The following is a 13,860-nucleotide window of genomic DNA, read 5'->3' as shown; positions in this document are numbered from 1 at the left end:
AGCTGATCTTTTTTGTCCGAACAGCGTTCGGATTAATTTTACAATCTACCTTATGTTCAAAAAAAGGCGCGGCTAACTGTTAGTTACCGCGCCAAACATACTATTCAAGTATTTAAAATAAATTACTTAATTTATGGTAAAAGTTTTACTAGGCTTTCATCAAGGATAAAGCGATTCCACCGACGATAACTAAGATCGACCCAATGATGACATACACCATTTCGCGTTTCGTCTTGTGCTCGCCCAGTAAGAAGATACTCCCAAACGTGGAAATAACGATACCCATTTGTGAAAGTGAGTATGAGATGGCTTGACCGATTTGGGCCATGGCCATGAACATGAACAAGTTACCGATACCCCAAACTAACCCAGTGATGATGTTGCGGTAAGTGGCACTTTCTTTCCATGGTTGGTCTTTGAATGACCAGATTAAGGCCCCGATTAACATCCCGACTGCTTGTGGTAAGACCACGGCTTGGGCGTTAACGTTCCACCAGCTGGTCCCATAATGCACGACAATCGTATAACCGGCATAACCAACTGTTGATAAGATCAACGCGCGAATCCCTAAATTCCAGTTTTCGTTTTGGCTGCGGTTCGGGTCAGTACGGTCGGTTAAGGAAGTTAACACGGCCCCAGCAATTAAAATAATTACTGAAATCGAACCGATCCAATACATGTTGCCGGTCCATTCGCTGAAAAGTAACACTCCGGCAAGGGCATTGGCAACTAATTGCATCCCAGTCGAGATTGGCGTTGTCCGCGAAATCCCGATAGCTTTCATCGACGTAAATTGTTGACCTTGACCAACACTCCAGAACAACCCGGAAACAATCCCTGTCAACCATACGTAGCGATTTAAGGTTGGTTGTTCAAACATCCATAGCAAGAGCCCAAAGACTAAGGCCCCCATTGTCATCCCGAGCGTCTGTTGCCGTGCAGAACCGCCCAAACGACCACTAATTAAGCCGATACTACCCCACGCAATCGCAGGAATCAGTGCAATTAGAATTCCCATTATTCATAATCCTCATTTCTATTTTTCTCTCATGCCTAACGACAAAAAACAATTCTATCAGGAAAGTAACCGTTTTACCAGTCATAATCACGTTCATAACCCTAAATATAATTATATTTATATTTTCATGAATTCGTTTTCTTACAGACAGGGACCGTTTTCATTTAATGAAAACGGTCCCCAAAATTCATGTTAAATTTTTTTTATTTCATGTCGTTATTTTTGCAAATTAGCCTATTTATCTAAAGTCAAAACGAGCACTTTGAGATAGTTACTTGCTAAATACGCCTTCCGCGTCACGAAGTCACTTGGTAAGCGGAAGGTTTCCGTCAAGGTGTAATGACGGTCACTACCAACAAAGGCGGCTGCGACGGCTTCCTTAAACTTCTTCATGGAGAAGTTATTAGCCGTGGTGGCGACGATCAATTGCCCATCACGTCGTACGGTTGGTAAGGTTTGCGTCAACAAATCAGTCAAGTCTGGTGCCACTTGGAATTTTTGCTTCTTTACCCGGGCAAACGTTGGCGCGGTCACGACAACCACGTCATAGCTCAAATGATGTTTAGCGGTGTAATCCAAGTAGTTTGGCACTTCAATGGTCCGGATTTCATGCTTATCGGGGTCCAGGTTATTCATGGCCAATTGGTCGGCCGTGGCGTTAGCACCCTTCTTGTTAGTTTCAATGGAAATAGTCTTCGCGGCACCAGCCACAGCGGCGGCAGCCGTAATCCCATTTTCTTGACTAAACAAGTTCAAGACGGTCTTCCCTTGTAATTCGGCCCCCGCCAAGTATTCGCGAATTGGTCGCATGTCGAGCAACAAGCCAGTCGTTAAATCATCTTGCAAATGCACCGGATAAGTCACGTCGCCTTCGGTAACTAATAACGGGTCTGGTGCTTCAGTACCGGTAACGAGGCGACTCTTCAAGTTGGCTTCTTCAACGTTGAAGCGTAATTTTTCGTAAATCCCCTTGAATTGATGGTCACTAGCCGCTTCAAAGGCCGCATATAACATTTCGCGTTGGGCGTAAACGCCTTGAGCATACCAAGTGAAGACGTAATAGTCGTCATAATGGTCAATTGCCAAGCCACCTAAGCCATCACCATCGGCATTGAAGACGCGTTGTGGCAAGCTGGGGTCCATTGACGTGGCCCGCCGTACCAAGGCTTGTTTGAATAATTTACGGAAGTAGTCAATCGTTGGCGTTTCCGTTTCATCTAAACTCAACACCCAGCCTAATTGGCGCCGGTGCTTAGCGACTAAGGCATAAGCCATAAATTGCGTATTGGCCATCAAGGCGACGAATGATCCATCGGTTAATTTCATTGCTGGATCTTTCAAGTCGTCAGCCACCAATAAAGGATAGCCATCTTTAACTTTTCGTTGGGAGTTACCCGTAATTTGTACTCTTTGCATGATTGTCTCCTTAAGTGTTCTTATCTAAAGTAGCGGTAAATCGCTGTTCACAGCCGTTTTAAGTGTAACATATCTGGCGCATTTATAATAATGGCAAGTTAGGGCTGGTGTGTGCCGCCTCCAGGAAAGTCGGGACGCGGCGTGGTGCAGATCTGAAGCCACACCACGGTCTTCAGGGCGGTTGGATGCCTTGCACAAATCGCAAGTCACCCAACACGGCACATGTTCTAAGCGGCCAAACAACACCCGCTAAGAACATCGACACGCCGCGACCCGACTTTCCTTCCGGCTATCTAACTTGATTTATGAAAACTCGTACCTAATTAGCGTATGTTTTTCACTAGACCAATTGAATAAGATTAGGTAGCTAGCCGCTTAACAAATTGATTTAACAAAATTGCTTACTGGTTTGTCATCAATTTTCAGGATTAACTATTCAAGCCGATTCAACAATTGAGAGAATGCCGAATTCATTAATATGAAACTAGTTTCCTACTATTATATTAGTTTCAACCACGTCCTAGTACAGGCCAACATAATATTGGGTTGGTTGTACACGAACTAATCCCCCGTTGCGCCAGTGGAGATTAGGCTCCCACCGCCATCTTCCAGTAACCAATTCCTTGATCACAAACTAACGAACTCAACTTAAGCGGGTCCCACAACTAATTAGCGACAATCGAAAGTGTCCCTTGATATCAATCAACTGCGACCCAAAATACCTAGACCATTTTCCGATTCATTAAAACTATCGTCATCAAGCCAGTCGGGACCATGGGGTGCGCCGTGTCGCAATCAGAAACTAGCGGTTTAGGCTAGTTTCTAATTGGCGCCGACTTTTTAGACTGACAGCGGTTTTAGGTCAGGCTAAAAAGCGCCCTTGGGACCGCTTTTTGGCCCAAGGTCTGCGCCACGGCGCGCCCCATGGTCCCGACTGGCGACAAACAAAAAGCAACCTACTAATAAAAGTAAGTTGCTCAAAAATAAAAACTAGTCTTCAATAATTGGTTTGTCAAAACCTTCATCAGGGAAAGTAACGGTAAAGCGGGTGCCTTGGTTGGCTTCACTTTCAACCTCAATTGAGCCCCCGTGTTGTTGGACTAATTGATGCGAAATCGCTAAACCTAACCCGGATTCGCCGTACTTCGTGTTCTTGCGTGATGGGTCGGCTTTGTAATACCGTTCCCAAATATTCTTCACTTGGTCCGGCGTCATCCCAATCCCGTGGTCTTGCACTGCAATCACCGTCGCGTGTTCACTGCGACTGGCGGTCACTTCAATGACCCCGTTTTTGGAGAATTGAATGGCGTTTTGCATAATGTTGAATAAGACTTGGACAAAGCGGTCATAATCGGCCCAGACCGGTAATTCATCCGGCGTCGTCAAGTCGAAGTGATCATCGGCTGCCGCCGCCTTCTTCGTCAATTGTTCAACTAAGTTATGCAAGACTTCACTGCCGTCAAAGTTCGTCTTGTTTAAGGCGATTTGACCAGTCCGAATCTTTTCATAGTCTAAGTTTTCATTGACTAAACGAATCAAACGTTTCGTTTCATTTTGCATCAATTCAATCGAATGGGCTTTATCTTCTTCCGGAATCGCATCGTAAGCGAGGCCTTCCAAAATCCCATTAATCGTCGTCAGCGGTGTTCGCATTTCGTGGGCGGCATCGGCCATGAATTCGCGGCGCCGTTTTTCTTGGCGCTTGATTTCCTCATTAGATGCGCGTAACGAACTCACCATGCCGTTGAAGTCATCCGCTAAGTCGTCAATTTCGTCTTTATGGCTACTGTCAACGTGGATGTCGAAGTCCCCTTCCGCAACCGAGTGCGTCGCGTACCGCAAGCGATTGATACGGCGTACCGAGTAGCGCGCCAAGATATAACTCAACAACAGCGCGGCAATTCCCGAGACGAGCAAGGCAATGAACAAATTATTTTCAATCTGTTGCTCATTAGCTTGTAAGGTCTGTTCAAACGACCCAATTGAAATGGCCCCGACAAACTTCTTGGTGCCGTTCGTCTTATAAAATAATGGTACTAAGACGTCAATCGTCCGCAATGCCGGCGTATTAACTGGCCGGTCATGGCTCCGTGATTTGAAGGTGACGTGGGGCCGTTGCGTAATCGTTTTGTTATTTTTTAACTTTTTCCAATCACTTTTAGAAATACTCGGGTTATAAAACGAACCGCCGGGCATACTGTTCAATCCCAGCGCATTCGGGTAAACGACCTTTTTATTAGCGTCATAGACCGAAAAATGAATGTGCTGGTCGCGTAAAATCGCCGTCGCATCACTCAAAAATTGTTGATTAAAACCAACGACTTTTTTAGTATTCGTATTATACCGAATCGCTTCTTTTTCAATACTCGTCGCATACTGTTGCAGCTGTTGCCAGGAGTTTGAGTAGATCATCGTCTTGGTCGTCCGAATAAACGCGAACCCTAATACGACGATCACCGTAATAATCACCGCAAAGAAGGCGAGCATTTGTTGGTAGATCAGTTTCATTTAGCTTCAACTCCACTATCGTCGAACTTGTAACCGACTCCCCAAACGGTTTGGATAATTTGTGGCCCCGCCTTTTCAATCTTTTGACGGAGTTTCTTGATATGCGCATCGACAGTCCGTTCGTCACCATAATATTCATAATCCCAAACGAGTTGTAATAATTGTTCGCGGGAGAACACTTGGCGTGGTTTTTGAGCCAACGTCTTTAACAAGTCAAATTCCTTGGGAGTCAAATCTTCAATTTGTTTGTCCGCTAAGTACGCTTCACGTGTCTTCGTATTTAACTTGAAGTGGTCCGTTTGCACATCGAAATCACTGACGGCATTTTCCGCCGGTTCAGTTGGCTTCGCACTACCTAAGTCCGCCCGCCGATGGAGCGCCTTAATTCGCGCAATCAACGTAATTGGTGAAAAGGGCTTCGTCACATAATCATCGGCGCCCATTTCTAACCCGAGTACTTGGTCACTTTCGGAATCGCGCGCCGTTAACATAATAATGGGTACCGTTGGTGAAGCTTTGCGAATATCGGCACTAACTTGCATCCCGTCTTTGCCCGGTAAGTTTAAATCCAGGGTCACCATGTCCCAGCTGTCAGGTGCTTCATTGAACATATCCACGGCTTCATTACCGTCATAAGCAAAATGCGCATCCCATTGTTCCTTCTTAAAAAACATCGCCATCATTTCCGAGACGGATTTATTATCTTCAATCATTAGTAATTTCATTAACAAATTCCTCCAAGTTTATCGTTTTTTATACTTGCGATAAATGTTGCTGGGTTTGGTTAGTCACCAAACACCCCACATTTATCATCATACCCCACTTTGGGCTAATTATCAGTCCTAGTATATCAACAATTTAGTAACTTTGCGTGCGGGATTTGTGAAATAAGTGTGGCGAAAGTCGGGGCACACGGTTATATTAGTATCGACGCCTTAGGGAAGCTGAGCGCCGCTGACGTATGAAAGGATGACCGCTATGAACGCACCCAAAATTGACCCAACTATTTTACCAGCAATCGACTTGCTAACCATTCGCACCGCCGAAGATCAACTATTAGCTAACGGCGCTGTCGTCCAACAGACCGTTACTAACTTAACGCTGACCCATCCGTTAATTGAGCAGTGTTATTTTGAAAACACCATTTTGAGTGAAAATGATTTTGAACGTTTAGAACTCACGGATGTTATTTTTAAAAATTGCGATTTATCAAATGGTAATTTTGAACAAGCGAGCTTATACCGCGTTCAGTTTGAAAACTGCAAGCTCGTGGGAGCGACCTTTGATGACGGTTACTTTAAAGACGTCAGCTTCAAAAACTGTCAGTTGAATTTGGCCAACTTCAATGCCACGAAGTTTCCCGCCGTCACGTTTACCGATTCCCGTCTCAGTGACGTTAACTGTATGGAATCAACCTTAAGTCCAGTTCACCACTTGCGATTTAAATAACGCCGACTTCACCAATACCAACTTGAGTAAACAGGACTTACGCACATGTGAGTTTAAAGCGTTACGGGTGCAGCCCTTTGATTTGCGCGGTTGCCGGGTGAATGAACTGCAGGCATTGTATTTTGCGAATCAATTTTTGCAGCTGCGAATTGAATAAATGTGATCCACCAGGCGGGTAATATGCGAGCATTAACGTGACCTGTGCGATAATGCCTGATTTTTGGGCATCATTGTGCGGTTCGGTTAAGCGGAACACATTGCCTGGCGGACCACGTTTCGACCATCAAAATAACAAAAATGCCGTCTAATGAATTTTTGCATTTCATTAGACGGCATTTTTTATGTTCAAATCATCGGTACGTACAGCTTAATTTTTAGAAAATCGCATTCGACAACGTTAATAACCACTCGTTTTACCTTTATGGCCGAAACGTGCTTTAGCCAGCTGTGACCTGTGCTTGCTACGCCTAATGGGGCGACCATCGCCAAACCCACGACGGTCGTCCCATTAGGCTAGGCAATGCTCGGTCACAACCCGCTGGCTAAAGCACTCTTAATTTTTAAACGAATGAATCGGTGCCGGAATATGCCCACCACGCGCAATCAGCTTAGTTGGTTGACTCGCATTCACCGCCATAACTGGCGCGCGGCCGAACAAGCCGCCGAATTCGACTTCGTCACCGACCGCTTTTCCGGTGGCTGGAATGACCCGGACGGCGGTGGTCTTGTTGTTGATCATCCCGATCGCGGCTTCATCAGCAATCATCCCACTGATTTGCGCCGCCGTGGTGTCACCAGGCACGGCAATCATGTCTAAGCCGACGGAACAAACCGCCGTCATTGCTTCTAGTTTTTCAATGTTTAACCGACCGGCGCGGACGGCGCGAATCATTTCAGCGTCTTCTGAAACCGGGATGAATGCGCCCGATAAGCCACCGACATGTTCACAAGCCATGACGCCACCTTTTTTCACCGCGTCGTTCAGTAACGCTAAGGCCGCCGTTGTCCCGGGAGCGCCGACACTTTCTAGGCCAATCTCTTCTAAGATTTCGGCCACCGAATCACCTTCGTTAGGGGTCGGTGCTAAGGATAGGTCGACGATGCCAAATGGGACGCCTAACCGTTGCGCTGCAATTGAGCCAACGAATTGGCCCATCCGCGTCACTTTGAAGGCGGTCTTTTTAATTTGTTCGGACACCACATCGATTGATTGGCCACGGACTTGTTCTAAGGCCCTTTTAACAACGCCGGGGCCACTAATCCCGACGTTAATCACGCGGTCAGCTTCACCAACCCCATGAAAGGCCCCTGCCATGAATGGGTTATCATCGACCGCATTGGCAAAGACGACTAAACTCATGCAATTGACCGGGTCATCGGCCGCAATTTGCTTAATCGTGCGGCCCATTTCACCGACCGCATCCAAATTAATGCCGGCGCGCGTGGAACCGACATTAACTGAGCTACAAACCCGACTCGTTTCAGCTAACGCTTGCGGAATTGACGCAATCAACTTGCGGTCCCCACTTTGGAACCCTTTTTGGACTAAAGCGGAAAAACCCCCGATTAAGTCAACGCCCAAGACGGTCGCCGCCTTTTCCATCGTTTGCGCATACGCCACGTAATCTTGGTCACCACTAGCCGCCGCAATCAACGCAATCGGGGTGACGGCAATCCGCTTGTTAATAATTGGCACCCCGTATTCAGTTTGAATCTGGTTCGCAACTTTGACGAGGTCTTTGGCACTGGTCGTAATTTTGTCGTAAATCTTTTGGCGGGCTTTTTCACCGTCACTGTCGATACAGTCGAATAGCGAAATACCCATGGTAATCGTCCGAATATCTAAGTTTTCTTCGGCGACCATTTGAATCGTTTCTAAAATCGATCGGCTTTCCATGGCAACCTCCTATAATTTCTGAATGGCATCAAATAACGCTTGCCGCTGAATCCGAATCGTCAAACCGGACTGTGCGCCTAAAGCTTCTAAGGCGGTTTTGGCGGCGTCAAAACTCAAAACTTGGTCGTCCCATTCGCCTGAGAGCATCATCGTAAAATTGTGGTCCATCAGCGTTTGTGAGATGTCCACGATGTTAATGTTCAACGTTTTAAGTTCATTGGCAACGGTCGCAACAATCCCGACCTGATCTTGTCCAACTACGGTAATAATGGCTTTCATTCGTTATTCCTCCAGATTAAAATTCGCTTAGAATAGTTGCTACGCTTATCATAGCATGCCGCCTAAGGGAAAGACAGCACAAAAAAACGACTGCCGGCAGTTGGCAATCGCGATAATTTTTTAACTATAAATATACAATTTAAAGCCGATTTGAGTCCCCTTCAACTTGAGTGGTCGACTGACTTTCTTGCCGCGAACTTTTTGCGTCGCCGTCAGATTTTTAGCATCGGTGCGCTTAATCGTCTTCAACGGAATCCGCGTCTGCGACTTAGCATGGCCCGTCCGATACGTTTTCACCAGCTTACCAGCTTGCCGAATCGTTACCGTGGCATGTTTCTGACCAACAAAGCCCAATTGTAAGCCCGTTTTAGTACCGGCGGCCAACGTTTGGCGCAAGACCGGCGTCGCATACGTGCTCGCCGTGATTTTTTTCAGCGTCGTAGTGCCGGCTACTAACTTAAACGTCCCATAACCTTTAAACCGTTGCGTCAGCGCAAACTTTCCGTGCTTAACGGCGACGGTTTTAACGTGTTTACCGCGGTACATCACCTTGATTTGTTCCACGTTCGTCGCGTGACCGTGAATCACGACCGCTTGTTTGCGGGCACTGTAACTCGTTTTGACCCGACTCACTTGGGCCGACGCAATTAACGCCGCATTGGCATTGCGCGCGCCAAAACAAGTCGCCGCAACTAGTAGTGCGGCCCCTAACATCATTTTTCTCGAAACTGTCATGCTTAAAATCCCCCATAAATAGATTTATTAAACCTAGCACCCAAAATTAATTATAGCACCCAATCTTTTCCGCAACTGCTACTCACCAAGTTCTAATCAAAAGCGCTGACTACTGGTCATCAGTTAGTTTGTTTTCTGAAATAATACCGTGGAATAAAATAAAAATACACTAATAATTACATGAAGAATCACCGACAAGTCGTGTGGACCGTCGTAGTTTTGCTATACTTGAAAATGCTTAGTTAATTTTCAGAACAAAGGAGTGGAACAAAATGACGCAGCGGCATCATTTACGGGGCGTACTGTTAGCGAGTACTGCCTGCATCTTATGGGGCATTTCAGGGGTTGCGGCCAGTACCCTCTTCAAACAAAATTCGGCAATTACACCATTATGGCTGACCCAAATTCGAATGATTACCGCCGGCTTAATTTTACTGATTGCCAGCCAAGTCAGCGGCCAACAGCCTTGGCAAGTCTGGCGACAACCACGGACAGCCGGGCGCTTAATCAGTTACGGCCTGCTCGGACTCATTCCAGTCCAATGGTGTTACTTTGAAGCCGTTAAAGTTGGGAATGCGCCGATTGCAACCATTATCCAATTTCTCGGGCCTTTTATCATTAGTATTTATTACTTCTTATTCAAACACGTCACGCCCAACCGTTCCGAAGCTATCGGGATGGTCATTGCCTTTATTGGGACCTTGCTCATCGTCACGCACGGTCACTTAAATAGTTTAGCCATCTCACCAGCCGTTTTATTTTGGGGCGGCTTATCAGCGATTGGCGTGGCCACCAACACGTTGTTACCCCGGCCACTGTTGCCCAAGTTCGGGCCAATGAACATTACCGGTTGGGGCTTACTGGTCGCCGGTATCTTTTTAATGGCGATGCACCCCCTCTGGCTAGTGCATGTCACGTTAACCTGGTCGCAATGGTTATTACTCCTAGTGATCATCTTGCTCGGAACCGTCGCGCCATTCTTGATGTTTGCCCACAGTCTAAGCGACATCTTGCCAACGACCGCCAGTCTACTAGATGCCTTCGAACCTCTGGCCGCCACCGTCTTTTCGGTCTTATTTTTAAACGTTCAATTAACCAGCTTTGATTTAGTCGGTGGGCTGATGATTATTTTCGCCGTCATGTTATTATCCATGAACGTCCGCAAAATGATGACTTTGTTACACCGCCGCCGGTTAGATTCCTAATTCCAGCCCATAAAAATATAAATACTAAGGGACCCTGTTCGACGTACTAGTTAAATGTACGTCGAACAGGGTCCCTTTAATTTACCGATTATTTAGTTAATAACCATTATTGTGCTTGCTCGCGACCTTTGCGTTGGCCGTATCGATAAACTAACCATAACAACAAGATAATGAGCAAAATTGCCAAGGCTAACAAGAGCCACCACAGCCAGTGCCAATCCCGTGGAACTTGCTGATTGACTTTGTCGGCTTGCGCTTTGGTGACTTTAAACGTGCGCGTAAAGACCCAGCGTTGGTGCTTGGCAGTGGCCACTAACCGCAACTTATATTGGCCCGCCGCTAAACGCTTGTTGCCGGTATTAATCAAATACGTGAAGTTCGAATTCGGCGCCATGCCTAAATTTTGCCGCACCGTTTTGAACTTCAACTGGCCGTTTTGGTCGTAAATACGCCCATCGATTTTCAAATGGGTCAACAATTGTGGCCGCGAATTCACTAACTTGGCTCCCACCGCGGGACTAAATTGCGCTTGTTGATCACTGCCCGTGGTTACGCCGGTCAATTTCAACGCTGGTTTAACTTGGCTCGTATCACTTTCACGCAAGACTACCCCTAACGCTAAAGCGTAGCGGTTGTGCAGTTGAAAACCTTTTTGATTAGTCGTCTGTGCTTCACCGGTCGCCTTGTTTAAGAAATAAAACGCGCCTTCTAACACGCCGTTAAACGCCTTAGTCGGTAGCTGATACGGCACCGTGATAACTTTGGCACTGGCGGCCGGTACCGTAATACTGGCGGGCACTTTGAAGATGGATTTCAATTGATAAGGGGCGGTACTCAAGGAACCTAACGTTGCTTTATCATATGCTTCAATCCCATTACCGGTGGTATAGCCCGTATTGGCATGCACTTGCAAATGCAACGCTTGTTTCGTCAAGTTCACGATGCGCATCTGCACTTGCCCCGTTTGACCAGGGGCCACTTTCAAGTCAAAATAGCCGGTCGTGGCGGCGCGTTGCCGTGAATTTTTGACCATTTGCACCGTAAAACCGGCCCCGGTATTGGCGGCCTGAACGGGTTGGCAATTCAACCAGCTCAGCAGCCCCAACACCATCACAAGTCCTAACCAGCTGGTGCGTTTTAACATCTTTCGGCTAATCGGCATCATTACTCGGCACTCGCAGTAGCACTCAAGGTCCAAGTAATATCCGCGTCATACGTCCCGGAAACCGCGGTAGCCGTGGCTGGCAAGGTTAAGGCGGTCGTTGAATCGGTGGCCGCCGACACACTACTCGTCCCACCGGTCTTAGCATCAGTGTTATTCCAAACATTACCACCGTCCGCACTAATCGTCCCTTTCACAGCATTAGCACCGGCATAATCAATCGTCCCAGCCACTGTACTACTACCATTCGTGAAGTTGCTTAATTGAGCCGTTAAGTTCCACGCCGCGTTATCCGCCCCACGGAAATCACTGACCGTTAACGTATTACCAGTACTCGTTTTGCCACTACCAGTCACTGCGTCGCTATTATAAGCTAGCTTCGTCCCACTCGCTAAACTGGCCACATCCGTACCTTTAAAGGCCAATGTCGGCACCGCATCCAGCGACAACTTCCCACTGGCCACGGTGAATTCACCAACGGAAGTCCCGTCAGTCCCCGTGTCCGCAGCTTGGGCGGCCAACGTACCACCAACTAAGGTTGCTAACGCGACCGTTGCCAAACCTAAAATCATTGTTTTACATTTCTTCATTAGAAATTCCTCCATTTTTATTGCGTCATTTTCAAATCATAATTCAACTGCCAGTCCATCGGGATACCATACTGCTTGCCGACCTGAACTTGCGCCGGATAATCAGTCGGATCGACCGTCATCTTAAATGACAAACTCGTACTGGTTGTTGGCGGACTCGTATTCGGTAAAATCGTCATCGTCGTCGCATCCAATTGATGACTGAGCGTGTCGTCGCCAACCGTCACCGTGTAATGCAACAGGTCACTAGTCGTCAACGGTAACACCCCATCTGCCAAAGTCGATGACAAATCGCCAATGCCTAACGTCAAACTAAGCGGTACTTGCCAATCATTCGTCAAGTTCACCGTCGGCCTCGCCGTGAGAATCGTGCTGCCAGCCGACGTTGTTAAGTCAAAGGCTGTGGGGATTTCGGCGGCTTCGGTCCCATCTTCACTCACCGCAACCGTGGTCACAGAATAATCACTCAGATGGTCGGCAATATTTGCACTCGTCAAAGCCGTCCCCGCCGTCGTTGCCGTAGGAGTGACAACCACCTTCAACGTGTTTTCGCGGGCCAACGTCGCAGAAATCGTCTGACTCGTCGCACTCAAACTGGTGGGGTCAGTAACGCCCTTGACCACCTTCGTAGCGGTCAATTGATCACTATTAGCCCCGGTCAATTTAAGCAGCGTTCCCAAGTCTAACGTGTTACTAGTCTGAGTTTCATCAATATCACTGCTCGTAAACTTGGTCCAATCACCGTCATTTAGTTGATAAAACACCTGATAAGCCGTTTTTTTCGGCGCCACCGTGGCTCGAACATGGACGGCGCCATCCGCCTGGTCACCCGTATATGTCCCACTGCTCCCACTACTGATTGTCTTAGAATTCGTATCCGCATCACCTTGACTTAAAGTCTAAAGTCAGGTTGGACAACTTAGGGACTTGTTGGGTCGGGTCTAAATCACTAATGTTATCCGTCGAAATATGTTGAACATCAAAACTACTAGCGATGACCCGCGCTGGCAACATGTTATTTTCAATTAACACGTCTTTGCCAGAAATGACACTCCCATAAAAGTATTGACTACTCCCATAGTTGGCCACTTGTAGACTGGCATCGGGCGCCATAATCGTACCGGTAAATAAATGATCACCGCTACCTTCATCCGCCGATAAATATTGGCCACTCGCCGTCATCGCGTTGGGAAAATTATTCAAAATATGACTGGACAACAACTGATTGACCGTGGCTTTCGTCCCATCGGAGTTAGTCCAGTCATCATTTTGACTATTCGTGATCGTGGTGCCGTCCGTATCTTTGACCGTAAAGGTGTAAGCACTCCCCCACGTGAATGGGAGCGAGTCGCCAGTTATCCCCGTCCAGTTCACAAAAATATACGGGGCATACTTATAGGTCGTATAGGAAGTATCATTAGATGCGACATTCTCCGACGTGGTCGTATCCATCCCGGTCACATGAATCGTGACATTTTTGGGTTGCCCAGATAATTTCAAAAAAACAATCGGCGGTGTGTCCGAAAAGTTCTCCTGGTAATTGTCCTTTGGTAGATTGTAAAATTAATCCGAACGCTGTTCGGACAAAAAAGATCAGCTTC

General features: G+C 47.0%; 13 protein-coding genes and 1 pseudogene. 3 read left to right on the top strand and 11 right to left on the bottom strand.

Features of this window, described 5'->3' with window-relative positions:
- Positions 1–148: 148 nt before the first annotated feature.
- The 4 genes from DY78_RS01270 to DY78_RS01255 all read right to left on the bottom strand — a co-directional run bounded on the left by DY78_RS01270 (position 149) and on the right by DY78_RS01255 (position 5,667).
- Positions 149–1,018, bottom strand: a complete 870-nt coding sequence (locus tag DY78_RS01270) for a GRP family sugar transporter (protein ID WP_024626011.1) — start codon at positions 1,016–1,018, stop codon at positions 149–151.
- Positions 1,019–1,252: 234 nt separating this feature from the next.
- A complete protein-coding gene (locus DY78_RS01265) occupies positions 1,253–2,434 on the bottom strand; it encodes a class I SAM-dependent methyltransferase (protein WP_024626012.1) in 1,182 nt (393 codons plus the stop codon).
- Between the two features lie 990 nt (positions 2,435–3,424).
- On the bottom strand, positions 3,425–4,942 hold the full coding sequence (locus tag DY78_RS01260; protein ID WP_024626013.1) for a sensor histidine kinase: 1,518 nt from the start codon (positions 4,940–4,942) through the stop codon (positions 3,425–3,427).
- Positions 4,939–5,667, bottom strand: a complete 729-nt coding sequence (locus tag DY78_RS01255) for a response regulator transcription factor (RefSeq protein ID WP_024626014.1) — start codon at positions 5,665–5,667, stop codon at positions 4,939–4,941. The genes DY78_RS01260 and DY78_RS01255 overlap by 4 nt, the downstream gene beginning before the upstream one ends.
- A gap of 253 nt (positions 5,668–5,920) precedes the next feature.
- Between DY78_RS01255 and DY78_RS01250 the strand changes: the two genes are divergently transcribed.
- Together DY78_RS01250 and DY78_RS16915 are read left to right on the top strand one after the other, a co-directional pair.
- Positions 5,921–6,391 carry a pentapeptide repeat-containing protein gene (locus tag DY78_RS01250; protein ID WP_235810623.1) on the top strand — a complete coding sequence of 157 codons (471 nt, stop codon included), beginning with the start codon at positions 5,921–5,923 and terminating at the stop codon, positions 6,389–6,391.
- Positions 6,392–6,407: 16 nt separating this feature from the next.
- Positions 6,408–6,548: pseudogene (locus DY78_RS16915) on the top strand (pentapeptide repeat-containing protein); the annotation flags it as partial.
- A gap of 396 nt (positions 6,549–6,944) precedes the next feature.
- On the opposite strand, the gene DY78_RS01245 reads toward DY78_RS16915, so the two are convergent.
- From DY78_RS01245 to DY78_RS01235, 3 genes are all read right to left on the bottom strand, one after another.
- On the bottom strand, positions 6,945–8,288 hold the full coding sequence (locus DY78_RS01245) for a PFL family protein (protein WP_024626015.1): 1,344 nt from the start codon (positions 8,286–8,288) through the stop codon (positions 6,945–6,947).
- A gap of 9 nt (positions 8,289–8,297) precedes the next feature.
- Positions 8,298–8,567: an ACT domain-containing protein gene (locus DY78_RS01240; protein ID WP_024626016.1), complete on the bottom strand. Its 270-nt coding sequence runs from the start codon at positions 8,565–8,567 to the stop codon at positions 8,298–8,300.
- A gap of 120 nt (positions 8,568–8,687) precedes the next feature.
- Positions 8,688–9,302, bottom strand: coding sequence for a hypothetical protein (locus DY78_RS01235; protein WP_033612928.1), 615 nt, complete (start codon positions 9,300–9,302; stop codon positions 8,688–8,690).
- A 272-nt stretch (positions 9,303–9,574) separates the two neighbouring features.
- Between DY78_RS01235 and DY78_RS01230 the strand changes: the two genes are divergently transcribed.
- On the top strand, positions 9,575–10,507 hold the full coding sequence (locus DY78_RS01230; RefSeq protein ID WP_024626018.1) for a DMT family transporter: 933 nt from the start codon (positions 9,575–9,577) through the stop codon (positions 10,505–10,507).
- A 106-nt stretch (positions 10,508–10,613) separates the two neighbouring features.
- On the opposite strand, the gene DY78_RS01225 is transcribed toward DY78_RS01230, so the two are convergent.
- From DY78_RS01225 to DY78_RS01210, 4 genes are all read right to left on the bottom strand, one after another.
- A complete protein-coding gene (locus tag DY78_RS01225; RefSeq protein ID WP_024626019.1) occupies positions 10,614–11,672 on the bottom strand; it encodes a WxLIP family cell surface protein in 1,059 nt (352 codons plus the stop codon).
- Positions 11,672–12,259, bottom strand: a complete 588-nt coding sequence (locus tag DY78_RS01220) for a WxL domain-containing protein (RefSeq protein WP_024626020.1) — start codon at positions 12,257–12,259, stop codon at positions 11,672–11,674. Before DY78_RS01220 ends, DY78_RS01225 begins: the two co-directional genes overlap by 1 nt.
- A 17-nt stretch (positions 12,260–12,276) precedes the next feature.
- Complete coding sequence (locus DY78_RS01215; RefSeq protein ID WP_156404087.1) at positions 12,277–13,023, bottom strand: hypothetical protein; 747 nt, start codon at positions 13,021–13,023, stop codon at positions 12,277–12,279.
- Positions 13,024–13,141: 118 nt separating this feature from the next.
- Positions 13,142–13,759, bottom strand: coding sequence for a hypothetical protein (locus DY78_RS01210; protein ID WP_024626022.1), 618 nt, complete (start codon positions 13,757–13,759; stop codon positions 13,142–13,144).
- Positions 13,760–13,860 lie beyond the last annotated feature (101 nt).

Source organism: Lactiplantibacillus fabifermentans DSM 21115 (genome assembly GCF_000498955.2).
In the GTDB taxonomy this organism is placed as follows: Bacteria; Bacillota; Bacilli; order Lactobacillales; family Lactobacillaceae; genus Lactiplantibacillus; species Lactiplantibacillus fabifermentans.
This window is presented reverse-complemented; position numbering and strand designations above follow the sequence as displayed.

Excerpts from the sequence above, each read along its gene's own strand:
- DY78_RS01260 (WP_024626013.1), bottom strand. The coding sequence starts at position 4,942 with ATGAAACTGATCTACCAACAAATGCTCGCCTTCTTTGCGGTGATTATT.
- DY78_RS01240 (WP_024626016.1), bottom strand. The coding sequence starts at position 8,567 with ATGAAAGCCATTATTACCGTAGTTGGACAAGATCAGGTCGGGATTGTT.
- DY78_RS01255 (WP_024626014.1), bottom strand. The coding sequence starts at position 5,667 with ATGAAATTACTAATGATTGAAGATAATAAATCCGTCTCGGAAATGATG.
- DY78_RS01250 (WP_235810623.1), top strand. The coding sequence starts at position 5,921 with ATGAACGCACCCAAAATTGACCCAACTATTTTACCAGCAATCGACTTG.
- DY78_RS01235 (WP_033612928.1), bottom strand. The coding sequence starts at position 9,302 with ATGACAGTTTCGAGAAAAATGATGTTAGGGGCCGCACTACTAGTTGCG.
- DY78_RS01220 (WP_024626020.1), bottom strand. The coding sequence starts at position 12,259 with ATGAAGAAATGTAAAACAATGATTTTAGGTTTGGCAACGGTCGCGTTA.
- DY78_RS01225 (WP_024626019.1), bottom strand. The coding sequence starts at position 11,672 with ATGATGCCGATTAGCCGAAAGATGTTAAAACGCACCAGCTGGTTAGGA.
- DY78_RS01265 (WP_024626012.1), bottom strand. The coding sequence starts at position 2,434 with ATGCAAAGAGTACAAATTACGGGTAACTCCCAACGAAAAGTTAAAGAT.
- DY78_RS01270 (WP_024626011.1), bottom strand. The coding sequence starts at position 1,018 with ATGGGAATTCTAATTGCACTGATTCCTGCGATTGCGTGGGGTAGTATC.
- DY78_RS01245 (WP_024626015.1), bottom strand. The coding sequence starts at position 8,288 with ATGGAAAGCCGATCGATTTTAGAAACGATTCAAATGGTCGCCGAAGAA.
- DY78_RS01230 (WP_024626018.1), top strand. The coding sequence starts at position 9,575 with ATGACGCAGCGGCATCATTTACGGGGCGTACTGTTAGCGAGTACTGCC.